This window comes from Sphingomonas sp. QA11 (assembly GCF_028473665.1).
Lineage (GTDB): Bacteria > Pseudomonadota > Alphaproteobacteria > Sphingomonadales > Sphingomonadaceae > Sphingomonas > Sphingomonas phytovorans.
Map to the genome: position 1 here is coordinate 5,046,907 of NZ_CP098774.1, position 21,347 is coordinate 5,068,253.

General features: G+C 67.4%; 20 protein-coding genes and 1 other RNA gene. 14 read left to right on the forward strand and 7 right to left on the reverse strand.

Going from position 1 to position 21,347, the window contains the following annotated elements; translation table 11 throughout:
• Positions 1-15 precede the first annotated feature (15 nt).
• The 4 genes from NDN01_RS23375 to NDN01_RS23390 all read left to right on the forward strand — a co-directional run bounded on the left by NDN01_RS23375 (position 16) and on the right by NDN01_RS23390 (position 7,005).
• On the forward strand, positions 16-765 hold the full coding sequence (locus tag NDN01_RS23375; protein ID WP_272624553.1) for a thioredoxin domain-containing protein: 750 nt from the start codon (positions 16-18) through the stop codon (positions 763-765).
• A gap of 30 nt (positions 766-795) precedes the next feature.
• Entirely contained in the window at positions 796-4,197 is a 3,402-nt protein-coding gene (smc, locus tag NDN01_RS23380; RefSeq protein ID WP_272624555.1) for a chromosome segregation protein SMC, read from the forward strand.
• Positions 4,198-4,561: 364 nt separating this feature from the next.
• A complete protein-coding gene (locus NDN01_RS23385; protein ID WP_336298326.1) occupies positions 4,562-4,768 on the forward strand; it encodes a DUF4169 family protein in 207 nt (68 codons plus the stop codon).
• Positions 4,769-4,998: 230 nt separating this feature from the next.
• Positions 4,999-7,005: an AAA family ATPase gene (locus NDN01_RS23390; protein ID WP_272624557.1), complete on the forward strand. Its 2,007-nt coding sequence runs from the start codon at positions 4,999-5,001 to the stop codon at positions 7,003-7,005.
• A gap of 149 nt (positions 7,006-7,154) precedes the next feature.
• Here the strand turns inward: NDN01_RS23390 and NDN01_RS23395 are convergent, their stop codons facing one another.
• A complete protein-coding gene (locus tag NDN01_RS23395) occupies positions 7,155-8,324 on the reverse strand; it encodes a hypothetical protein (protein WP_272624559.1) in 1,170 nt (389 codons plus the stop codon).
• Between the two features lie 9 nt (positions 8,325-8,333).
• Positions 8,334-9,017 (reverse strand): helix-turn-helix transcriptional regulator, encoded by a 684-nt coding sequence (locus NDN01_RS23400; protein WP_272624561.1) that lies wholly within the window; start codon positions 9,015-9,017, stop codon positions 8,334-8,336.
• A gap of 178 nt (positions 9,018-9,195) precedes the next feature.
• On the opposite strand from NDN01_RS23400, the gene NDN01_RS23405 reads away from it, so the two are divergent.
• The 3 genes from NDN01_RS23405 to NDN01_RS23415 are packed head-to-tail and all read left to right on the forward strand — an operon-like array spanning position 9,196 to position 13,607.
• Complete coding sequence (locus NDN01_RS23405; protein ID WP_272624563.1) at positions 9,196-9,708, forward strand: biliverdin-producing heme oxygenase; 513 nt, start codon at positions 9,196-9,198, stop codon at positions 9,706-9,708.
• 2 nt (positions 9,709-9,710) lie between these two features.
• Positions 9,711-12,299 carry an HWE histidine kinase domain-containing protein gene (locus NDN01_RS23410; protein ID WP_272624565.1) on the forward strand — a complete coding sequence of 863 codons (2,589 nt, stop codon included), beginning with the start codon at positions 9,711-9,713 and terminating at the stop codon, positions 12,297-12,299.
• Between the two features lie 60 nt (positions 12,300-12,359).
• Positions 12,360-13,607, forward strand: a complete 1,248-nt coding sequence (locus NDN01_RS23415; protein WP_272624566.1) for a putative DNA modification/repair radical SAM protein — start codon at positions 12,360-12,362, stop codon at positions 13,605-13,607.
• Here NDN01_RS23415 and NDN01_RS23420 read toward each other — a convergent pair.
• Positions 13,604-14,200: an alpha/beta hydrolase gene (locus NDN01_RS23420; protein ID WP_272624568.1), complete on the reverse strand. Its 597-nt coding sequence runs from the start codon at positions 14,198-14,200 to the stop codon at positions 13,604-13,606. The two genes, NDN01_RS23415 and NDN01_RS23420, sit on opposite strands and share 4 nt — an antisense overlap.
• Before the next feature lie 404 nt (positions 14,201-14,604).
• Between NDN01_RS23420 and NDN01_RS23425 the strand changes: the two genes are divergently transcribed.
• A complete protein-coding gene (locus NDN01_RS23425) occupies positions 14,605-15,933 on the forward strand; it encodes a uracil-DNA glycosylase family protein (RefSeq protein WP_443025266.1) in 1,329 nt (442 codons plus the stop codon).
• Between the two features lie 121 nt (positions 15,934-16,054).
• On the opposite strand, the gene ssrA is transcribed toward NDN01_RS23425, so the two are convergent.
• Positions 16,055-16,401: a transfer-messenger RNA gene (gene ssrA, locus NDN01_RS23430) on the reverse strand.
• 41 nt (positions 16,402-16,442) lie between these two features.
• Here ssrA and NDN01_RS23435 point away from each other — a divergent pair.
• Positions 16,443-16,874 carry an RrF2 family transcriptional regulator gene (locus NDN01_RS23435; RefSeq protein ID WP_272624572.1) on the forward strand — a complete coding sequence of 144 codons (432 nt, stop codon included), beginning with the start codon at positions 16,443-16,445 and terminating at the stop codon, positions 16,872-16,874.
• Positions 16,875-17,064: 190 nt separating this feature from the next.
• Here NDN01_RS23435 and mscL read toward each other — a convergent pair whose 3' ends face one another.
• Complete coding sequence (gene mscL / locus NDN01_RS23440; RefSeq protein ID WP_272624574.1) at positions 17,065-17,487, reverse strand: large conductance mechanosensitive channel protein MscL; 423 nt, start codon at positions 17,485-17,487, stop codon at positions 17,065-17,067.
• Positions 17,488-17,568: 81 nt separating this feature from the next.
• Between mscL and NDN01_RS23445 the strand changes: the two genes are divergently transcribed.
• Genes NDN01_RS23445 through NDN01_RS23465 form a run of 5 tightly spaced genes read left to right on the forward strand, consistent with a single transcriptional unit; the run spans position 17,569 to position 20,675 of the window.
• The gene (locus NDN01_RS23445; protein ID WP_272624575.1) at positions 17,569-18,153 is read left to right on the forward strand and encodes a LemA family protein; all 585 of its coding nucleotides are present in this window, start codon (positions 17,569-17,571) and stop codon (positions 18,151-18,153) included.
• 14 nt (positions 18,154-18,167) lie between these two features.
• Entirely contained in the window at positions 18,168-18,662 is a 495-nt protein-coding gene (locus NDN01_RS23450; protein ID WP_272624577.1) for a TPM domain-containing protein, read from the forward strand.
• A complete protein-coding gene (locus NDN01_RS23455; protein WP_272624579.1) occupies positions 18,659-19,483 on the forward strand; it encodes a TPM domain-containing protein in 825 nt (274 codons plus the stop codon). The genes NDN01_RS23450 and NDN01_RS23455 overlap by 4 nt, the downstream gene beginning before the upstream one ends.
• Positions 19,483-20,163 carry a TPM domain-containing protein gene (locus NDN01_RS23460; protein ID WP_272624580.1) on the forward strand — a complete coding sequence of 227 codons (681 nt, stop codon included), beginning with the start codon at positions 19,483-19,485 and terminating at the stop codon, positions 20,161-20,163. Before NDN01_RS23455 ends, NDN01_RS23460 begins: the two co-directional genes overlap by 1 nt.
• Positions 20,160-20,675 carry an NUDIX hydrolase gene (locus NDN01_RS23465; protein ID WP_272624581.1) on the forward strand — a complete coding sequence of 172 codons (516 nt, stop codon included), beginning with the start codon at positions 20,160-20,162 and terminating at the stop codon, positions 20,673-20,675. The genes NDN01_RS23460 and NDN01_RS23465 overlap by 4 nt, the downstream gene beginning before the upstream one ends.
• A gap of 33 nt (positions 20,676-20,708) precedes the next feature.
• Here the strand turns inward: NDN01_RS23465 and NDN01_RS23470 are convergent, their stop codons facing one another.
• Positions 20,709-21,056 (reverse strand): nuclear transport factor 2 family protein, encoded by a 348-nt coding sequence (locus NDN01_RS23470; protein WP_272624582.1) that lies wholly within the window; start codon positions 21,054-21,056, stop codon positions 20,709-20,711.
• Positions 21,053-21,334 carry an ETC complex I subunit gene (locus tag NDN01_RS23475; protein WP_272624583.1) on the reverse strand — a complete coding sequence of 94 codons (282 nt, stop codon included), beginning with the start codon at positions 21,332-21,334 and terminating at the stop codon, positions 21,053-21,055. Before NDN01_RS23475 ends, NDN01_RS23470 begins: the two co-directional genes overlap by 4 nt.
• Positions 21,335-21,347 lie beyond the last annotated feature (13 nt).

Sequence of the window (21,347 nt, forward strand, 5' to 3'; positions counted from 1 at the left end):
AACACGGAGAGACCAATGAGATTCAGCATCGCCTATGCCGCTCTGCCGGCCCTGATCCTCGCTGGCTGCGGCTCGGGCGGCACCGGCGGCAACAGCACCGTGCCTGCGGCCGCTCCGGCCGCGACCGTCGCGGCGCCCGCGGGTAAGAGCTGGGTCGACACCGTCTCCAAGACGCCCGAGGGCGGCTATCGCATGGGCAATCCTAATGCGGCGGTGAAGCTGATCGAATATGGCTCGCGCACCTGCCCGCATTGCGCTGCCTTCGATGCGGAGGGTTTCCCCGCGCTGAAGAGCGGCCCGATCGCCTCGGGCAAGCTCTCCTATGAATTCCGCGACTATCCGATCCACGCCGAGGCCGATATCGGCCCGATGCTGCTCGGCCACTGCGTCGAGCCGGCGCAATTCTTCCCGATGCTCGAGCAGATGATGCTCTCGCAGCAACAGCTGATCGGCAAGACGGAGAAGATTCCCGAGTCGGACCAGGCCCGGCTGCAGAACGCGCCGCCGGCCCAGATCGTGACCTATCTCGCGCAATTCTACGGCTATATCGATTTCGTGAAGCAGCGCGGCGTGCCCGACGCCAAGGCACGTCAGTGCCTCGCCGACCCGAAGATGCTTGAGGAGATCGCGAAGAACACCGACGCGGCGAACCAGCAATTCAAGATCCAGGGCACGCCGACCTTTATCGTCAATGGCGATGTGGTGCCGAATGTGGCCGACTGGAAATCGCTCCAGCCCGCGCTAAAGACAGCGGGCGCGCTGTAACGGCGGGGCGGGGCAGGGGGTAACCGCCGGGTGCAGATCAAACGGCTCAGGCTCACGGGCTTCAAGAGCTTCGTCGACCCGGCGGATCTGCGCATCGAACCGGGGCTGACCGGCATCGTCGGCCCCAATGGCTGCGGCAAGTCCAACCTTCTGGAGGCGCTGCGCTGGACGATGGGCGAAACCTCGGCCCGGTCGCTGCGTGGCGCCGGCATGGACGACGTCATCTTCGCCGGCACCTCGACTCGCCCTGCGCGCGATTTCGCCGAGGTCTCGATCCTGACCGAGATCACCGGGGAGGAGACCGAGGTCGTCCGCCGGATCGAGCGCGGGGCCGGCTCGGCCTACCGGATCGACGGACGCGACGTGCGCGCCAAGGATGTCGCCCTGCTGTTCGCCGATGCGGCGACCGGCGCGCACAGTCCGGCCCTGGTCAGCCAGGGCCGGATCAGCGCGGTGATCGCCGCCAAGCCGGCCGAGCGCCGCGCGATGCTCGAGGAAGCGGCGGGGATCGCCGGCCTTCATGTCCGCCGCAAGGATGCCGAGCAGAAGCTCCGCGCGACCGAGGCGAACCTGACCCGCCTCGACGAGGTGATCGCCGACCAGGACGCGCGCGCCGCCGCGCTGAAGCGTCAGGCGCGTCAGGCCGAGCGCTATCGCCTGTTGTCAGACCAGATCCGGGTGGCGGAGGCGCGCATGATCTTCGCCCGCTGGCGCGAGGCGTCGACCGCCGCCGACACCGCGAAGGCCGAGGCGGCGGCGGCCGAGACCCGCGTCGCCGAGGCTGCCGAGGCGCAGCGCGGCGCCGCAGCCTATCAGAACGAAGCGACTGAAAAGCTGGCTTCCGCCCGCGCCGCAGCGCAGGCAGCGCGGGACCGGGCCAGCGAGGCCGGGCATCGGCTTGCGACACTCCGTACCGAGCTTGCCGCGACCGAACGGCGTTTGTCCGATCTCGCCGATAGCCGCGCGCGCCTGACCGAGGATCGGGTGCGCGAGGGCTCGCTCGCCAGCGACGCGGCAGAGGCGATCGCCCGGTTTGCCGATGAGGCGAAGGAGCTTGAGGGGCGCATCGCCGGCGCCGCGGTGCGGTCGCCGCAGCTCGATGCCGCGCTTGCCGAGGCCGAGCGCGCTGCGCGGGATGCGGAGGTCGCCCTGGCCCAGGCGCTCGCGGCCCAGGCAAGCGAGGCGGCCGATGCGCGCGTGGCCGAGGCGGCGCTGGCTGCCGCGCGCACCCGCGCCGACCGAAGCGAGCGCGATCTGGCGCGGGTGACGGCGGAGGCGAAAGCCCTTGGCGATCCGGCGCCGCTTGTCGCGGAGAAGAACAAGGCGGCCGAGGCGCGCGCGCAGGCGCTGCGCCATGCCGAATCGGCGCGTACCGGGCTCGCCCGTGCCGACGCGAGCGAGCGTGAGGCGATCGGATCGCGCGACCGGGCGCAGTCGGCGCGGGCCGGCGCTCACGCCGAATTGAGTGCGCTTGACAGCGAGGCGGCGGCTCTGGCCAAGGCGACGCGGCGCGATGGCAAGGATCGCCTGCTCGACCAGCTTCGCGCCGATCCGGGGTATGAACGCGCGCTGGCGGCCGCGCTGGGAGACGATCTCGAAGCAGGGCTCGATGCCACTGCCGAGCGTTTCTGGGCCGGCGCCGCGCCCGCGCCGGGCGATCCTTCCGGTCCGACGGGCACGGTCGCGCTGGCGGCGCATGTCACGGCGCCGGCGGCGCTTGCGCGTCGGTTGGCGCAGATCTTCGTTGCCGACAGCGATGCTGGCCAGCCCCTCGCCGTCGGCCAGCGTCTGGTCACCACCGCTGGCCTGCTTCGCCGCTGGGACGGCTATGTCGCGAAATCGGGCGGCGCGGAGGCGGCTGCACGGCTCGAACGGATGAACCGGTTGCGCGCGATCGAGGCGGCGCGGCCGGCGGCGGTTCGCGCGGTTGATGCGTGCGATGCCGAGCTTACGCGGATCGACGAAGCGATCGCCGAGGCGCGCCGCGCCGCGGTCGATGCCCGCCGCCTGCTCGAAGGTGCCGAGACCAATGCGCGTGACTCGGCACGCGCCGAGGATCGCGCCGCTGCCCAGATCGAGCGGATCGAGGCGCAGCGCGCCGATCTCGATACCCGTCGGCATCGTATCGTTGCCGAGCATGAGGAGGCGCAGGGCGAGGTCGCGCGCGCGGTCGAGGTCAAGGCAGCGCTCCCTGACGGCAGCGCCACGCGCGAACGGGTTGCGGTGCTGTCGTCCGAGGCTGAGGCCAGGCGTATCACCGTCGCCACCGCCCGCGCCGAGCGGACAGCGCTCGATCGCGCGATCGGGCAGGATCGGGAGCGGCTCGCCGCTGGTACCGCCGAGAGCAAGGGCTGGAAGAACCGCGCGGGCGAGGCGGCGCGGCGAATCGCCGAGATGGACAAGCGCGAGGCCGATCTGGCGCAGGAAGCGGCTGACCTTGCCGGGAAGCCGGCCGTGCTCGCCGCCGAGATCGCGGCGCTAGAGGCCGCCCATGGCACCGCCCGCGCCGAGGCGGAGACAGCGATGGTGGCCGAGCGCGAGGCCGAGGTCGCGCTGCGCCTGACGGAGGAAGCTGCCCGGGCGGCGAGCGAGACCCTGGCCGAAGCGCGCGAGGCACGAGCGGGCGCCGCGGCGCGTGCGGAGAATCAGGAGACTCGTCGGCTCGAGATGAACCGTTTGTCGGGCGAGCGCTTCCAGTGCCCCTCGGTCCTGCTGCCTGAGCGGGTCGGTTTCGAGGCCGACAAGGTTGGTCCGCCGCAGGAGGAATCCACGACGCACGACAAGTTGCTGGTCGATCGCGAGCGTATCGGACCGGTCAATCTCGTCGCCGAGACCGAACTGGCCGAACTCGAAGCGGCGAGCGTCGGTAACGCTACTGAGCGGGAGGAACTGGGTCTCGCGGTCAACCGGCTGCGCGGGTCGATCGGCACGCTGAACCGCGAGGGGCGCCAGCGCCTGCTCGCCGCGTTCGAGGCGGTCGACGGGCATTTCCGCCGGCTGTTCACGACCCTGTTCAACGGCGGCCAGGCGCATCTCGAACTGATCGATTCGGACGATCCGCTTGAGGCGGGGCTTGAGATCATGGCGCAGCCGCCGGGCAAGAAGCTCCAGTCGCTAACCCTGTTGTCGGGCGGAGAGCAGGCGCTGACCGCCGTCGCGCTGATCTTCGGCCTGTTCCTCACCAATCCGGCGCCGATCTGCGTGCTCGACGAAGTCGACGCGCCGCTCGACGACGCCAATATCGAGCGTTTCTGCGACCTGCTCGACGCGATGACGCGGGAAACCGCGACCCGCTATCTCATCGTCACCCACAATGCGGTGACGATGAGCCGGATGCACCGGCTGTTCGGCGTGACGATGATTGAGCAGGGCGTGAGCCGCCTGGTCTCGGTCGATCTCGGCGGTGCGGAAAACCTGCTGGCGGCGGCGTGACACAAAATCCTCCCCCTCCCCGAAACTAAGCGCTTCACACATCGCAAGGCTCTCTTTCTCCCTCTCCCCCTGTGGGAGAGGGAAGGGCCCCATCGCTCTCGCGATGGGAAGGGTGAGGGGGACACTCGTTGACCAGTGTCCCGAACCTCACTCTCCCTCATCCGACCTCGCTGCGCTCGGCCACCAGTTTTGCCGATCGTCGGGTAAAACATGCCCCCGGCATGTTTTAGAAATGCCCGGGGGCATTTCGACCCGTCGCTTGGCAAAACTCCCATAGGGGGAGAAGGATTTAAGGCACTCACGCGAGATGTGTGTATCTCCTGACAGTTGCGCGAGGGAGGAATTGTGAGGCCATTGGGTTTGCGTGTATCTCAAACCCATGGCCGAGATCATCAACCTCCGTATCGCCCGCAAGGCCCGGGCCCGTGCGACGAAGGATGCGGCGGCCTCGGCCAATCGCGTTCAGTTCGGCCGCTCCGGCCAGGACAAGCGGGCGGCCCGGGACGAGCAGGCGCGGCTCGACCGCACGCTCGACGGCGCCCGGCGCGACCCCGATCCCAAGCTTGACTAACCCCAAGCGCGCGCCTAGTGCGCCACCCGCCCCAATGTCGGGGTGCAGGAAGGCTGACATGTTCGCCACGGCAATCATATTCGGGCTTGAGCCCGCCGCCGTCCGGACCTCGCCGAAGCGCTAGTCGCGCCCGGCCGGGTCGTCGGACCCGGCATGTTCAATCCCAAAAACCATAGAGTCCGCAACCCGACGCCATAGCTGCGTCCGCGCGCGGCAAGACGGATGAGACAATGGGCACGACGGTGACGTCGCGGCGACTGGCAACGATGCTGCGCGCGACTTTGACGAAGGATGGGCGCGCCGGCCAGGCGCTGCTCGAATGGGTGGAAGAGAACAGGGCGGTCTTCTGGCCGGGGCCGAAGGGCCGCGCGAAGACGGGGGCGCCCAGGGGAGAGGCGCGCAAGATCAGCTGGGCGAAGCTGGCGACGATGCTCGCCGACATGGCGGAGGACCCGCTGCCGGCCGAGCTGGCCGGGGCGGCGGAGAACATCGCCACGGTGCTGAGCCTGGGCGATCAGGACCGGGCGGTGCTTGAGGCGGGGCTCGCTGTGTCCTTCCATCCCCGGATCGCGCGGCTGCGCTGGGCGCTCGAGATGGCGCATGAGGATCTCGCGCGGGTCGCGGGCATGCTGGCGGGCGCCGACGCGGTCCATGCCGGCACGGTGGCGCGCACCAGCATGGCGGTGCAGCTCGGCTTGTTCGAGGTCGACATGGCGCATGGCGGCGGGGTGTCGTTCGATGCGAGCTGGTGGTTCGAAAGCCTGCTCGCCCGCGGGGGGCACGATCCCGAACGGCTGATCGAGGCACTGGCCGGCAAAAGGCAGCGGGCGGCGCTGGCGCTCGCCGATTTCCCGGCGATGCGGGGTGACGTCGATTTCGTCGCGCGGCTGCTCGCCGGGGCGGTAGAGTCGCGCGCCTGCGGCATCAACGTGCTGCTCCACGGGCCGCCTGGCGTCGGCAAGACCGAGCTTGCCCGTGCGCTCGCCGCGCATGTCGGCGCTGCATTGTACGCGGTCGGCGAGGCCGACAGCGACGGCACCGAGCCGCGCCGGCACGAGCGCGTGGCTGCGTTGCTCCGTGCGCAGCGGGCGCTCCAGCGCGACGATCGCGCGCTGCTGCTGTTCGACGAGCTCGAGGATTTGATAGGCGACGCGAACAAGGTCGATGGCGGCAAGCGCTTCGCCAACCGCGCCGGGTCGAAGATCTTCGTCAACCGCATGCTGGAGACGAACGGCGTGCCGGTCATCTGGACGAGCAATGCGATCGACAATGTCGATTCGGCCTATCTTCGCCGGATGAGCTTCGTGCTGAAGCTCGATCATCCGCGCGGGCGCGAGCGCGACCGGGTGCTGGCGCGCATGGCCTCGATGGAGGACAGCGCGATCGGCGACGACCTGTCGGCGCTCGCGCGGCAGGCGCCGGAAACGCCCAGCGTCGCGCGCGTCGCCCTGCGCGCCGCGCGGATCGCCGGTGCCGCTTCCGGCGACGACGAGCGTGTGGCGCGGGCACTGGTCGGGTCGCTCCGGGGGCAGGCGGTCACCGTGGCGGACGCGCCGGCGCGCATCGACCTGTCGCTGTTCGAATGCGACACGCCCATTGCGGGACTGGTCGAGCGGTTGACCCGCCCGGGCGCGCCGCTCGCCTTCTCGGTGCTGCTGGCGGGCCCGCCGGGCACCGGCAAGACGCAACTCGCGGGCGAGGTGGCTGAACGGCTCGGCCGGCCGCTCGCGACGCGGCGCGCGTCCGACCTTCTGTCGAAATGGATCGGCGAGACCGAGGCGAACATCGCGGCAGCGTTTCGCGATGCCGCGGCGGAGGGCAGCGTGCTGTTCTTCGACGAGGCTGATTCGCTGCTGTTCGACCGGCAGACCGCGCGGACAAGCTGGGAGGTGACTCAGGTGAACGAGCTGCTGACCTGGCTCGACCGTCACCCGTTGCCGGTGTTCGCCGCGACCAACGACCAGCGGCGGCTCGATCCGGCGGCGCTCCGGCGCTTCACCTTCAAGCTGGCGCTGAATCCGCTGTCGGCCGAGTCGGCGGCGCATGCGTTCGAGCGCTTCTTCGGCTGCGCGGCGCCCGCCGGTCTCGCCCGGCTCGGCGCGCTGACACCCGGCGACTTCGCGGTCGTCGCGCGGCAGGTGAAGGTGGCCGGGCCGTTCTCCACCGGGGATCTGCTCGCCCGGCTCGAGGCTGAACTGGCGGCGAAGCCGGGCGGCATGGCGACGATCGGCTTCTGATGGAGCCGGTCGTCTGGAGTCGTTTTCAGCGTCGCTGAATCGGTGCCAGCCCGCTCCCCCACCCGGCCACCCATGGAATACTGCCGTTGGGTGGCCGGGTGGGGGAGCGGGCTGGCACCGCCACCGTTTCAGCATCGCTGAAACAGACTCTATGCCCTGGTTTCCGGCGGCAGCGGCCAGAGCGCGTCGACCGGGCGTTCCAGCACGCGCGCGGCGACGGGATGGAATGTCGCGGGCGCCAGCCTGCCCCCGGCCGCCGCGTCGGCGAGCCATTGCTCGATCGATCCGCCGGTCTGGACCCAGCGGTCCTGCCGGAGCATCCCGTAGAGACCGGCCGCCAGGACGTGCATGCCGTCGTCCGATTTGCGCCAGCGGTCGGCCGGGTTGCGCGCGACGCCAAGTGCCTCGCTGATCAGCTGGTCGAGCGCCTGGGCAAGGTCTTCGTTTAGCATGCCTTCCAGCGTGGTGTAGCCCCAGCGCGGATCATGCTCGCGCACGATCTTCACGATCAGCGGGTCGCGGGCGAAGATCGCAAGCGCGGCGGTGGCCGCCGGACCGTCCATCTTCACGGGTGGGTGGAGCATTTCGTGCGCGGCGATTCGCACCGTGGTGGCGGTATCGTATTCAGCCGACTGGAGGAACATCTGCCCCTGCACCTTGATGCCGTGCGGCTTGCAGAAATGCAGCAGGACGATCTGGATCTCGGGATCGAAGGTCCGTCCGGTGAGCTTTTCCTGAAGCGAGATCACGTCGAAACCCTTCAGGGCGCGGGCCATGTCGGCGATCCGCGTGTCAAGATCGGCGCCGATGCGGTCGGCGCGGAATGCCGCGAAGCCCGCGTCGTGCATCGCGCTGAAGATCGAGTCGAGCCGCGGCGCGGCGGCGTCGAACCACGCCCAGTTCCCGGCGTCCCAATAGGGGCTTGCCTTGTAGCTCGGCAGGATCAGATCGGTGCGCGATCGCAGCGCGGTCAGCAGCGTCCCGATCGTCGCGTCATTGCCGTTGGCGGAGAACAGCACTGAAAGGGTCGGGCCGAGCAAGCCGAAACCTTCCTTGCCCGCTGCAGCCCATAATTTGGGAATGTCGTTTCGTACCGCGTCGGGCAGCTTCGGCGCGAAGGCGGCGACATCCTGTCCGTAGATATCGGTGTAGAGTTTCGTGCCCGACAGCGGCCCGAGAAAGGCGATGGCGTCGAGTCCTTCGGACGAGCGCACCTTCCATTGCGTTCGGTTGACCCTGCCCTGGCCGAACGCGGGCGGGGTAATGGTGGAGACGAGAAGCGCGGTCAGCGCGCTGGCGATGAAGGATCGGCGATGCATGCCCCGTGACTAGCGGCGCAGGCGCGCCGCCTCTTGTACGGACTTGATCTTCAGGCGGTTCGGCGTGCTTCCGGTAAGCGAGACGATGGCATGGGTCAGGTGCGACTGGTCGGCGAAGCCTGTCTCGGCGGCGAGCGCGGCGATCGATCCGTGCCAGCCGGGCAGCAATCGTGCGGCGCGCAGCGTGCGTTGTTCGAGGCGATAGCGTTTCGGGCTCGTCCCATAGGCGCGGCGGAATCCCCGGCTGAGCGTTTCGGGCGCGATGCCCATGCTGTCGGCCCAGTCGGCGAGATGGCGGTCGGGCCCGGTCGCAAGCGCCGCCGCGAGCAGGTCCGGCCAGTCGGACAGGCGCGCGGAGGAAGGCCTGAACAGGGCGTGCAGCAATTCGGCGGCGGCGCGCGGGTCTCGTTCGGCAAGCTGGGCGACCGCATCGGGATCGTCGACCAGGCCCAGCGTCGCCTCGGTCCCGGTTGCCGGCAGCGGCAGGTTGAGCACGGTGGCGCCGGCGTTGGAGAATGCGTCCTGATGCGATTCATGCGCCCCGTGGATCACCGCATGACCAGCCTCGACCTGCATCCGTCCCCGGTCCCCTGCCTCGATATAACCCCCGGCGAGCACCAGCGCGACATAGCCCCCGGCATGGCGATGCCGTGCCATGCGCTCCAGCGCGCCATGATGGGAAACACCGGTCATCGAATCGCACGGGTCCTTCGCTCGTCCGGTGACACCCTAGCAGCGGGCTCGATCACGAGAAATCCGTGATCCGGCGGGCGTGGTTCACGACGCACGAGCGACTCGATTGAACTTTGTCGCCGCTGCATCATTATTTCCCGTAATGAAGCATCAGAATGGAATCAGGGCCGCCCTGCGTATGGCGACGGCGGAGCACCACCAGCGGGTCGACGCGATCTTCTCGACGATGAACCTGGCCGAGGAGCGGGACTATGGCCGCTTCCTTCGCGCGCAGGCTGCCGCCCATATCCCGGTGGAGCGGGCGCTCGATGGCGGCGGTGTGGCGTCGGTCCTGGCCGACTGGCCGGAGCGGCGGCGCGTGCATCTTCTGCTCGACGATCTCGCGGCAATGGGGCTGGCTGAACCCGCTGCTGAAGAAAGGCCCGAATTCGTCGGCGAAGCCGCGATCCTCGGCGCGGTGTACGTGCTCGAAGGCTCCCGTCTGGGCGGTGCGTTGCTGAAAAGGTCGGTGTCGCCGTCTTTGCCCGCCACCTTTCTCGGCGCGGGCAATTCGCTCGCGTGGCGACGGCTGCTCGACCTGCTGGCCGTGCGTCTCCGCAGCGACGGGGAAATCCAGATCGCGATCAAGGCAGCCTGCGAGGTGTTCATGCTATTCGAGCGCAGTGGGCGACGCTGTCTGGGGATGAACTGATCTTGGCGGACGGTATCGGGCGTGTCGATCTCACCAATTGTGATCGTGAGCCAATCCATATCCTGGGCTCGATCCAGCCGATCGGGTTCCTGCTCGCGCTGACCGCTGACTGGATCGTCGCGCGGGCGTCAGCGAACACGGCCGACTTCATCGGTCGCACACCCCAGGAGGTGATCGGCCAGCCGCTGCGTGATCTCTTCCCGGCCAGGACCGTCCACGAACTGCGCAACCGTACCGCAATGCTGCGCGGCCCGGATGCGGTCGAACGGCTGTTCGATTGTCCTGTCGTGGAGGGCGCACCGACCTTCGACATCGCGGTTCATTTCTCCGGCAGCCAGATCGTGATCGAGGCCGAACCGGCCTCGGGCGAGCATGGCGATGCCACCGGGATGGTCCGCTCGATGATCAGCCGGCTCGACCAGGCTCCGGATTCGATGAGCTTCTTCCGTGAAGGGGCCCGCCAGGTCCGCGCGCTGATCGGCTTCGACCGGGTCATGGTCTATCGTTTCGCGCCCGACGATTCGGGCGAGGTGGTCGCGGAGGCATGCAAGCCCGGCATCGGCAAGTTCCTTGGCCTGCGGTATCCGGCGAGCGACATCCCGGTCCAGGCGCGCGCGCTGTACAAGCGCAACCTGTTGCGCGTCATCACTGACGTCAATGCCGTGCCGGTCCCGATCGTGCCGGCGCTCGACGAAGTCGGGAAGCCGCTCGACCTGTCGCTGTCGGTGCTGCGTTCGGTGTCGCCGATCCATATCGAATATCTTCGGAACATGGGCGTGGGCGCGTCCATGTCGATCTCGATCATCGTCGACGGCCGCCTCTGGGGACTTTTCGCCTGCCATCATTATTCCGCCCACTGCCCCAGTTTCGAGCGCCGCTCGGTCAGCGAGCTGTTTGCCCAGATGTTCTCGATGCGCCTCGAAAGCCGCGAGCGGCAGGAGACGGTCGAGTTCGAGCGGCGCGCGCGCGACATCTCGGATCAACTGCTCGGCGCGGTTGCCTCGGACGAGACGCTGCTCAAGGATCCGGACTGGCTCGGCGACATCCTGACTAACGCGATTCCGGCTGACGGCGTCGGCGTCTGGATTTCCGGCAATTACGCCTTTTCCGGCACCACCCCGCCGGCCGAGGCGTTCCGCAAGATCATTCGCGCCCTGAACGGCACCGCCGCCGGCAAGGTTTTCGCGACCGATCGCATCGCCTCGATCATGCCGGGCGCCGAGGCATTCGCATCGGCCGCGGCGGGCATGCTCGCGATCCCGATCTCGCGCGCGCCGCGCGACTATGTCGTCCTGTTCCGGTCCGAGCTGATCCGGTCGGTGCGCTGGGCCGGCGATCCGCACAAGCCGGTCGACTATGGACCGAACGGCCCGCGGCTCACCCCGCGTGAAAGCTTCGCCGAATGGAAGGAACTGGTCGAGGGCCGCTCGCAACCCTTCACCGGGTCGGAACTTCGTGTCGCCGAGACCCTGCGCGCGACCCTGATCGAGGTCGTGCTGCGGCTCGCCGACGAGGCATCGGCCGAGCGCCAGCAGGCGGGTGCACGGCAGGAATTGCTGATCGCAGAGCTCAATCACCGCGTGCGCAACATATTGGGGGTCATTCGCGGGCTGATCCGCCAGTCGCAGCCGACCGACGACGCGGTGAAGGATTTCGTCCGCGTGGTCGATGGGCGAATCCACGCACTTGCCCGTGCGCACAACCAGATCACCGACGATCATTGGGGCCCGGCCCCGATGCAGGCGCTGATCGATGCCGAGGCCGCCGCCTTTGTCGACGAACGCGAACGGGTGATCTCGCAGGGCGATCCGGTCCTGCTCAATCCCCAGGCCTATTCGACCATGGCGCTGGTGGTGCACGAACTCGTCACCAACTCGACCAAATATGGCAGCCTGTCGGTGCGGGGCGGCGAGGTGCGGATCACCTGGCATCGCAACGAGACGGGCGATCTCGTGCTCCTGTGGAGCGAGTCCGGTGGACCACCGGTCCAGCCGCCCGCCCGCAAGGGCTTCGGCACGACGATCATCGACCGGTCGGTACCTTACGACCTCGGCGGCGCGGCTGGCATCGAATACAAGCCAGGCGGTGTCGAGGCCCGTTTTCGTATTCCGGCGCGCCACGTATCGGAACCCAAGACCTTTGCCGGCCCTGCGATTCGTTTCCCGCGTCCGGCCATCGGCCATCCGCAGCAGCCGCCGCATCGGGTGCTCGAGGGGCAGGATCTGTTGCTGGTCGAGGACAGCCTGATCATCGCGCTCGATGCCGAGGATATCGCCGGCCGGCTCGGCGCTGGCAGCGTATCGACCGCCGCGACGGTGGAGGCAGCGCTCGACAGCATCGATGCGGCCCGCCCGACTGTCGCCATGCTCGACATCAACCTGGGGGACCGTACCAGCTTCGCCATCGCCGACAGGCTGATGGGCCTCGGCGTGCCTTTCCTGTTCGCGACGGGCTATGGCGAGCAGGCCCAGCTTCCCGAGGACCATCGTGGCCGCACCGTGGTGCAGAAGCCCTATACCCTGGAAAATGTCGCCCGCGCGATGGACGAACTGCTTGGCATGCACCGGGGCGTGGACGATCGCGCAGGCTAAACGACACCCCATTGGAAATCAGCTATTTACGACCCGGCTTTGTGAACATATGAAGAACACATGGCACAGCTCGACGTACAGCAGAAACTCGAGATCCTGGCAGATGCAGCGAAATATGATGCGTCCTGCGCCTCGTCGGGCAGCGTCAGGCGCAACTCGCGCGACGGCAAGGGGCTGGGCTCGACCGATGGCGGCATGGGTATCTGCCATGCCTATGCGCCGGACGGCCGCTGCATCAGCCTGCTCAAGATATTGCTGACGAACAGTTGCATCTTCGACTGCCATTATTGCATCAACCGCAAGAGCTCGAACGTCCGCCGCGCCCGGTTCACCGCGCAGGAGGTGGTGAAGCTGACGCTCGCCTTCTACCGCCGCAACTATATCGAGGGGTTGTTCCTCTCCTCGGGTATCATCCGTTCCTCCAACTATACGATGGAGCAGATCGTTGAGGTCGCGCGCTCCTTGCGCGAGGATCATCAATTTCGCGGCTATATTCACCTGAAGAGCATCCCCGATGCCGATCCGGAGCTCATCCACCAGGCCGGCCTCCACGCGGATCGTCTCTCGATCAATGTCGAGCTGCCTACTTCCGCGGGCCTGAAGCGCCTCGCGCCCGAAAAGTCGGAAGGCCGGATCGAAGGCGCGATGAAGAGCATGAAGGCCGCGATCCTCGATACCGGAGACGCGGTGAAACGGTACAAATCGGCTCCCAGATTCGCCCCCGCCGGCCAGTCGACCCAGATGATCGTCGGTGCCGATTCAGCGACCGATGGCGACATCGTGCGCAGGGCCTCGGCTCTTTACGGTCGCTTCGGCCTGCGCCGTGTCTATTACTCGGCCTTCAGCCCGATTCCGGACGCAAGCGCGGTACTGCCCCTGCAACGCCCGCCGCTGATGCGCGAGCACAGGCTCTATCAGTCCGACTGGCTGATGCGTTTCTATGATTATGCGCCGGTTGAGGTGGTCGCCGCGGCGGATGACGCCACTGGCATGCTCCCGCTCGACATCGATCCGAAGCTTGCCTGGGCGCTCAAGTTCCGCGATCGCTTTCCCGTGGACGTCAACCGGTCGCCACGCGAAATGCTCCTTCGCGTGCCGGGGCTTGGCCTGAAGGCGGTCGATGCGATCCTTGCCGCGCGGCGCTGGCGCCGGTTGCACCTCGCCGATGTGGGGCGCCTGACGGCTTCGATCGCGAAGGTTCGGCCCTTCCTGATCGCCGAGGACTGGCGCCCCGTCGCGCTCGCCGATCGCGCCGACCTCCGCCCGCTGGCCGCGCCGAAGCGCGAGCAGCTCGAACTGTTTCGCTAGCGGATGCCCTCGATGCGCGACGTGATCGCTGCCTCCAGTGTCTTGCCGGTACCGGCGGTCTCCGGAATGTCGAACAGGCCGAGCAGGTGCAGCAGCCGGTCTTCGGCAGCCGTCCCGCCGCCGCGCCGGTTGCTCGGATGCGCCCCCTGCACCGCGCCCGAATCGACGAAGCGGCTGCCCCAGTTGTCGGCCAGGGCGAGGACCTGCTCGATCATCGACGAAGGGTCGCTCGCGACGAGGGAAGGGAAGGGCAATTTAGTCGCCGGGCTCACCCGCGCCTTGGCCGCGATCGCCGCTTGGCCGAAGCCGATGCTCAGCGGCGAGAGGAACACGGCACCGCGAATATGCTCGAGATAACTGCGCGGCGAGAGCTGCGCCCACCACGCCACCGCCAGGCATGCCACGCCCTGGGCAAGCAGGACGACTGGCTCGCGCGACCTGGTCATCGCCGTGTCGAGCTGCTGGGCCCAGCGGCCGCTATGGAATTTCGTAAGGTCCAGCTCGACCCTTTGCAGGGGCAGGGCAATGGCTGGATCGCCGCGCGCCACGATCAGGACAGGAAGCGGACGGTCGGCAGACGAATCGAGGTCCATGACAGCTCTCCCGTGAACGGGCGTAGCCGTGGCCGCCTTTTGAGCGTGCCGACTCGACTGCGCACCCGGCCACGAAGCTATTCCTACTCATCGACTAGGCAATGGGCTTTGCGCCAGAATGAAATCGGGTCGAGCCGAGCCGCGTGGAGTCCGATGGCGAACGATGCGGAGGGCGAGTCGCAAGAGAAACAAAGGCCGTTCTGGCTGGTTCGGCGGGCGAATCGCGGGAGTGAGCCTATAGCGGCCGAGACCCGAATCCCGACTGGTCTCGATACAGTCTTCGCCGAGGGAACTGGAGCGCGCCGAAGCCACCCGGCAGGCGGCGAGGGCGCGTGAGCGCGCGGGTCGTCCGCCTGGCTGCGCAGGACGATCTCGATGGCTGGCGCAATGCCGCGCGCGCGCTGATGGCCGTGGGCGCGGCCCCGGGGGACGTGGTGTGGCAGGTCGGCGATGGGGCGACCGACCTGTTCGCGCGGGAGGACGCATCGCCCCCGGCTCCGTCGCCCCTGCCATCGTCGGATTTCGCCGTTCCTCGTGCCTTTCTCGGCCTCGTTCGCCACGCGATCCTGCACCGCGACCCCGAACGCTTCGCGCTGCTCTACAGGATGCTCGCCCGTCTGCGTGCCGAGCCGAAGCTGATGGATGACGCCGCCGATCCGCTGGTTCGCCGGGTCGAGAAGCTGGCGACGGAGGTCCGCCGCGACATCCACAAGATGCGGGCCTTCCTGCGCTTTCGCGAGGTCGATGACGGGGCGGGGCCGCGCTTCGTTGCCTGGTTCGAGCCAGACCATCATATCGTGCGTGCCAATGCCGGTTTCTTCCTCGACCGCTTCGCCAGCATGCGCTGGTCGATCCTCACGCCGGCGCTTTCGCTGCATTGGGACGGCACCACGCTCAGCGAAGGACCCGGCGCGGCGAAGGGTGATGCTCCTTCGGGCGACCCCATCGAGGATGTTTGGAAGACCTATTATGCCTCGATCTTCAATCCGGCGCGGATGAAGGTGGGGGCGATGTTGAAGGAGATGCCGCGCAAATATTGGAAAAACATGCCCGAAACCGCGTTGGTGCCCGGATTGATCGCAAGCGCGCAGGCGCGGGAGAGCGGCATGATCGCAACGGCACGGGAACGGGTTGGCGGCAACAGCCGGGCGGCGTGGGAAGCCCTGCGTGACGAGGCGGCGGGCTGCACGCGCTGTCACCTCCACAAGCATGCGACCCGGACGGTGTTCGGCGAAGGGCCGGTCGATGCGGCGCTGATGTTCGTCGGCGAACAGCCGGGCGACCAGGAGGATTTGGCGGGCAAGCCGTTCGTCGGTCCGGCGGGTCAGGTGTTCGACCGGGCGATCGCGGCCGCAGGGATCGACCGCCCGGATGTCTACGTCACCAACGCGGTGAAGCATTTCAAGTTCGAAAAGCGCGGCAAGCGCCGCATCCACCAGAAGCCCGACGCGGGAGAGATAACCGCCTGTCGCTGGTGGATCGAGCAGGAGTTGCTGCTGCTGAAGCCGAAGGTGACGGTGGCGCTTGGCGCAACGGCGGCGCGTGCGTTGTTCGGCAAGGTCATGACCATCGGCAAGGAACGCGGCCGGCCGCATATCCTGCCGGGCGGTGGCGAGGCTTGGATCACGGTGCACCCGAGCTTCCTGCTGCGCCTGCCGGACCGGGATGCGGCCGAATTGGAGTTCGGGCGATTCGTGGAGGATCTGAAGGCGGTAAGGCGGCAGTTGAAATAATCGGCACCAAGGCGCGCCGAAATGTGGTCGGGGTCGAGGCGCGCTTGCAGGCCGGCATGGGCCGCATTTCGGTATGGCTTGAAGTGGGGAGCTTCTGTTGCTCGGTGCCCCCCGGACCGCCGGTGTCCGCTTCTGTTGCCCGGTGCGGCCCGGACCGCGCTTTCGTCCTTAGTAAACTAGACCGTTAGGTCCGGTTTACGCGGCAATCGCGAGTGCTTCGTTGTCGTTAGCACTTGTGGTTTTGAGCCTTTTGCAGGTTACTCAGCCCGGGCAAAAACAGCGCTTTTCAATACACGTCGATCCTGGTTCGACCCCGTCATGACCGGTCCCGAAGGGCAGGTTGTGGTGGAGTCGCCGGGTACTGCCCCCGGGTCCGCTGCATCTATTGCACGCCGCAATTTATCACCATAGCCGACGGCGAACCGGCGGCAGGGCCAATATAGGCGCTGTAAACATAATGAAAAGCCCGCCTTTCACTCGCCACAATATGAGTCCATATCGGGCATGCTATGTTGACTCAGCGTTCCCGTTACGCGCTTCGCGCGATGATATTTCTGGCTGAGGCGCCTGCGGGCGGCCCCCCCATCCCGATGAACCGGATCGCTGCCGAGGCGAATGTCCCGCGCAAGTTCCTGGAACTCATCCTGGCTGACCTGCGCGAGGCGGGCTTTCTTCACAGCCATCGCGGCAAGATGGGCGGCTATTGCCTGTCGCGCCCGACTCACCTGATCTCGCTCGGCGAGATCATCCGGGTGATCGAGGGGCCGTTGGCGCTGGTACCCTGCGTCAGCCGAACCGCCTATCGCCCCTGCCGCGATTGCAAGGACGAGGCGACCTGCGCCATCCGCCATGCGATGATGCGGGTGCGCGACGAGACGGCGCGAATCCTCGACGGCACCAGCCTGGCCGATGCCCGCGCCGAGGATCTGGCGGCGGCGTAGTCTTCCTTCTCCCGCCGGGAGAAGGATTCAGTATCCGAGCGACCTACATCGAATCGTCACCCCGGACGGGTTCCGGGGTCCACGGTGCCGCGTACCAGCAAGTTTCGACTCTTGCGGCCCGGTGGATGCCGGAACAAGTCCGGCATGACGGATTTGTTCGATCGGCGTCGGCCTTGATCGAAAGCCAGGCTCACCGCTTCCGCAGTTCGTCCCGGATTTCGCGCAGCAGCGAGACATCGGCCGGTTCGGCCGCGGGCTCTGCTGCCGGCCGGGCGATCAGCTTGTTGGCGGCGCGCACGATCAGGAAGATGATGAAGGCGAGGATCAGGAAATTGACCGCCTGGGTGATGAACGCGCCATAGCCGAACACCGAAACGCCAGCCTTCTTCAGCGCGGCATAGTCAGTCGATCCGGCCAGCGCCGGCGGCACCTTGCCCAGCACGACGAAATAGCTGGAAAAGTCCAGTCCGCCGAAGATCCGGCCGATCACCGGCATCAGAAGGTCGTCGGTCATCGAGGTGACGATCTTGCCGAAGGCGGCGCCGATGATCACCGCGACCGCGAGATCCAGCACATTGCCCCGGGCGATGAATGTCTTGAACTCCTTGAACATGCAAAGCCTCCATCCGATTTTACTTCCGCGTCCCTACGCTAGTCGCGTATCACGGGCACGCAAGGGTTGGAGGGATCGTTCATGAAATACCGTGCCGTCTTCGCGCTGATGTCCGCCGTCGCGCTCTCCGCCTGTGGACTCAACAGCGTCCCCACCGCGGAGGAGAATGCCAAGGCGCGCTGGGCCGATGTGCAGAACAATTATCAGCGCCGCGCCGATCTCATCCCCAACCTCGTCGCCACGGTGAAGGCCGCGGGCGCACAGGAAAAGGACATCCTGGTCCAGGTGACCCAGGCGCGCGCCTCGGCATCGCAGGTGAAGGTTTCGGGCGACGATCTGACCGATCCGACCAAGGTGGCCGCCTATGAGCGCGCGCAGGCCGGCGTGACCCTGAACCTCCAGCGTCTGCAGGAGGCCTATCCCGAGCTCAAGAGCCAGGGCAATTACACCACGCTGATGAGCCAGCTCGAAGGCACCGAGAACCGGATCACGATCGCACGCAAGGATTATAACGACGCGGTGCAGGCCTATAATACCCGCATCCGCACCTTCCCCGACGCGATCGGCGCCAAGGTATTCTACGGCGCGAAGCCGATGACCCCGTTCGCGGCGACGACGCCCGGCGCGGAAGCGGCGCCGGCGGCCAATTTCGGCAACACCAACTGATCAGACCGTTCGCCTTGTTGCTGGTCCTGGCCGGGAGCGGAACCGCCGCCCCGGTCAAGCCGGCCGCGCCGGCGGGATATGATTTTCCCGCCCTGACGGATCGCGTCGTCGATGCGGCGAAGCTGTTGCCGTCACCCGTGCGATCGTCGATGTCGACCAGATTGGCGGCGCTCGAGAAGGATGCCGGCCATCAATTCGTGGTCGTCACCGTGCCGAGCCTCACCGGGCACACGATCGAGAATTATGGCGTTACCCTGCTGCGGATCTGGGGGATCGGTCGCAAGGACATCAACGACGGCGTGTTGCTGATCGTGGCGCCCCGGGAGCGAAAGGTGCGCATCGAGGTCGGCTACGGACTGGAAGGTGCGCTTCGTGACGAAGAAGCGAAGGCCGTTATCGATACAGCGATCCTGCCCGCATTTCGCAAGGGCGATTATCCCGGCGGCATCGCCGCCGGCGTCGATGGCGTGATGCGGGAAATCACGCCTGCAAAAAGGCTTGCCGCATGAATTTCCTCCGCATGATCCTCCTGGCGACGCTGATGCTCGCCGGTGTCCCGGCCGCCGGCCAGACCCTGCCCAAGCTCACCGGCCGGGTGGTCGACGCGGCGAACCTGCTGTCGCCGGAACAGCAGGCGCAACTGACCCAATTGTCGGACGACATCGAAAAGGCATCGTCGCGGCAGCTCGTCGTTGCCACCATCCCCGATCTCCAGGACTATCCGATCGAGGAATATGGCAACAAGCTGATCCGCGACTGGGCGATCGGACAGAAGGGGGCCAATAACGGCATCATCCTCATCGTTGCCCCGAAGGAGCGCAAGGTCAGGATCGAGGTCGGCTACGGGCTCGAACCGATCATGACCGATGCGCTGTCGAGCGTGATCATCAACGACACGATCCTGCCGCGCTTCAAGGCGGGCGACATGGCCGGCGGCATCGTCGCCGGCGCTGATGCGATCGGCCAGCAGATGAAGCTGCCGCTGGAAGCCGCCGAGGCGCGCGCGCTGCAGCAGACCAGCAAGCCCGTCGCGCGCCCGCAGTCGAGGAACAATGGCGGCGGCATCCCCTTTGTCGTGGTGTTCTGGATCGTCGTGGTCGCCTTCGTCGTCCTGTCCCGGTTCCGTCGCGGCACCAGCGGCCAGCGCTATCGCGGCGGCATCGCGCCGGTGGTCCTGTGGGGGCCCGGGCTAGGCGGCGGGTCCGGCGGCGGCTGGAGCAGCGGCTGGGGTGGTGACAGTGGCGGCGGCGGTTCCGACTGGGGCGGTGGTGGTGGCTTTTCCGGCGGCGGTGGGTCCGGCGGCGGCGGCGGCGCATCGGGGAGCTGGTGATGGCGCGTACCGCTCATCTCAATGCCGAGGGTCGCGAGCTGGTCGCCACTGCGGTCACGCGCGCCGAGCAGGGCACTGACGGCGAGATCGTGACGATCGTCAGCCAGCGTTCGGACCAGTATCATGATGCGGCGCTTCACTACGCCTTTGCCGCGGCGCTCGCGGTGATCGCGCTGGCGGCGATGAGCCCGGCCACGTTCGAAGCGAAGTTCGGCTGGTTCTCGAACGGCTGGGGCGAAGCGTCTTCCCGCACGATCCTTTTCTCCGTGCTGATCGCCGAGACGATCATCTTCCTGATCGTGCGCTACACGCTCGCCTGGGCGCCGCTGCGCATGGCGCTCACCCCGCGCGGCACGCGGTCGCGGCGGGTGCGGCGGCGCGCGATCCAGTATTTCAAGGTCGGGGCTGAGCGCCGGACCGAAGCGCGGGTCGGCATCCTGCTCTATCTCTCGCTGGACGAGCGAATTGCCGAGATCGTCGCCGACGAGGCAATCCACAAGGCAGTGCCGGCCGAGCGCTGGGGCGAGGCGATGACCGCGCTGGTCGACGAGGTCCGCGCCGGCCGCCCGGCCGAAGGGATGGCCGCCGCGGTGACTCGGATCGGCGCGATCCTGTCGGAGCATTTCCCCAAGACCGAAAACGACCGCAACGAACTTCCGGACAGGCTGATCCAACTATGAATTCACCCGCCGACACGGTCTGGGAAGGCAAGTACATCCTCGTGAAGAAACAGGGCACCTGGGAATATGTTTCCCGGGCGCGCAACATCCAGGCGGCGGTGATCCTGGCGATCGACAAGGGCGAGGTGATCCTGGTCGAGCAATATCGCGTGCCGCTGGGCAAGCGGTGCCTCGAACTGCCTGCCGGCCTGGTCGGCGACGAGGAGGAGGGCGAGGCCCCCGAGGCCTCGGCCGCGCGCGAGCTGGAGGAGGAGACGGGCTATCGCCCGGCAGCGATCGAGACGATCGGCTATTTCCAGTCGTCGCCCGGCATGGTGTCGGAAGGGTTCACGCTGGTCCGCGCGACGGGCCTGACCCGGGTGAGCGATGGCGGCGGGCATGGCGACGAGGACATCACCGTCCACCGCGTGCCGCTTGACGGGATCGCCGACTTCGTCGCGGCCAGGCGCGCCGAGGGCGTCGCGATCGACGTCAGGATGCTGCTGTTGCTGAGCCAGTCGATCCTGAGCTGACACTGGTCCGGTTCGAGCCGGGACAGCCCCTGCTCACTCCGGCTTGTGCGCCGCCTCGAAGCTGAGCCGGTCCCAATAGCCCCGTTGCAGCGCGATCTGGCCATCGATCACGTGGAAGAAGCCGCATCCGCGAAGCCCCCTGGGATCGCGCCATTCGAGGATTGCCCATTCGCCATCCTCGAACAGATTCTCGGGGATACACTCCATCTGCGCGGCGGCGAATTCATGCTCGAACATCGCACGAATCGCCTCGCGGCCGTGCACCGGTTCGAGCGCGACCTGGTGGTTGGTCGCGTCAGGCCGGTAGAGCGCGGCAAGCGCATCGACATCGGCATTGTTGAACGCGGCGATCCAGCGCCGCACCACCAGCTTAGCGCTCATCTGAAATTATCGGCATAGGCCTGAAGCTTGAGCTTGCGCTCCGGCGCCGCGATGATGGTGAAGGCCAGGCCCTCGCGCTCGGCATAGGCGATCGCCGCTTCCTGCGTCGGGAAGCCAAGCCGCACCTGCTCGCGCGTGTCGCCGGAGCCTGCCCAGCCGGTCAGCGGGTCGGGGCGCTTCGCCTCGGCGGGCTCGAATTCGAGCAGCCATGCGTCGGTGCGCGCGCGGCCTGATTGCATCGCGTTCTTGGGGCGCTGGAAGATGCGGGCGGTGGCCATGACTTCAGATCCG

What these genes read in the sequence shown, in the direction of transcription:
- NDN01_RS23445 (WP_272624575.1), top strand. Translation starts at nt 17,569, where the DNA reads ATGAAATACCGTGCCGTCTTCGCGCTGATGTCCGCCGTCGCGCTCTCC.
- NDN01_RS23400 (WP_272624561.1), bottom strand. Translation starts at nt 9,017, where the DNA reads ATGACCGGTGTTTCCCATCATGGCGCGCTGGAGCGCATGGCACGGCAT.
- NDN01_RS23475 (WP_272624583.1), bottom strand. Translation starts at nt 21,334, where the DNA reads ATGGCCACCGCCCGCATCTTCCAGCGCCCCAAGAACGCGATGCAATCA.
- NDN01_RS23375 (WP_272624553.1), top strand. Translation starts at nt 16, where the DNA reads ATGAGATTCAGCATCGCCTATGCCGCTCTGCCGGCCCTGATCCTCGCT.
- NDN01_RS23420 (WP_272624568.1), bottom strand. Translation starts at nt 14,200, where the DNA reads ATGGACCTCGATTCGTCTGCCGACCGTCCGCTTCCTGTCCTGATCGTG.
- NDN01_RS23435 (WP_272624572.1), top strand. Translation starts at nt 16,443, where the DNA reads ATGTTGACTCAGCGTTCCCGTTACGCGCTTCGCGCGATGATATTTCTG.
- NDN01_RS23470 (WP_272624582.1), bottom strand. Translation starts at nt 21,056, where the DNA reads ATGAGCGCTAAGCTGGTGGTGCGGCGCTGGATCGCCGCGTTCAACAAT.
- NDN01_RS23405 (WP_272624563.1), top strand. Translation starts at nt 9,196, where the DNA reads ATGGCGACGGCGGAGCACCACCAGCGGGTCGACGCGATCTTCTCGACG.
- mscL (WP_272624574.1), bottom strand. Translation starts at nt 17,487, where the DNA reads ATGTTCAAGGAGTTCAAGACATTCATCGCCCGGGGCAATGTGCTGGAT.
- NDN01_RS23415 (WP_272624566.1), top strand. Translation starts at nt 12,360, where the DNA reads ATGGCACAGCTCGACGTACAGCAGAAACTCGAGATCCTGGCAGATGCA.
- NDN01_RS23460 (WP_272624580.1), top strand. Translation starts at nt 19,483, where the DNA reads ATGGCGCGTACCGCTCATCTCAATGCCGAGGGTCGCGAGCTGGTCGCC.
- NDN01_RS23465 (WP_272624581.1), top strand. Translation starts at nt 20,160, where the DNA reads ATGAATTCACCCGCCGACACGGTCTGGGAAGGCAAGTACATCCTCGTG.
- NDN01_RS23425 (WP_443025266.1), top strand. Translation starts at nt 14,605, where the DNA reads ATGGCCGTGGGCGCGGCCCCGGGGGACGTGGTGTGGCAGGTCGGCGAT.
- NDN01_RS23455 (WP_272624579.1), top strand. Translation starts at nt 18,659, where the DNA reads ATGAATTTCCTCCGCATGATCCTCCTGGCGACGCTGATGCTCGCCGGT.
- NDN01_RS23395 (WP_272624559.1), bottom strand. Translation starts at nt 8,324, where the DNA reads ATGCATCGCCGATCCTTCATCGCCAGCGCGCTGACCGCGCTTCTCGTC.
- NDN01_RS23390 (WP_272624557.1), top strand. Translation starts at nt 4,999, where the DNA reads ATGGGCACGACGGTGACGTCGCGGCGACTGGCAACGATGCTGCGCGCG.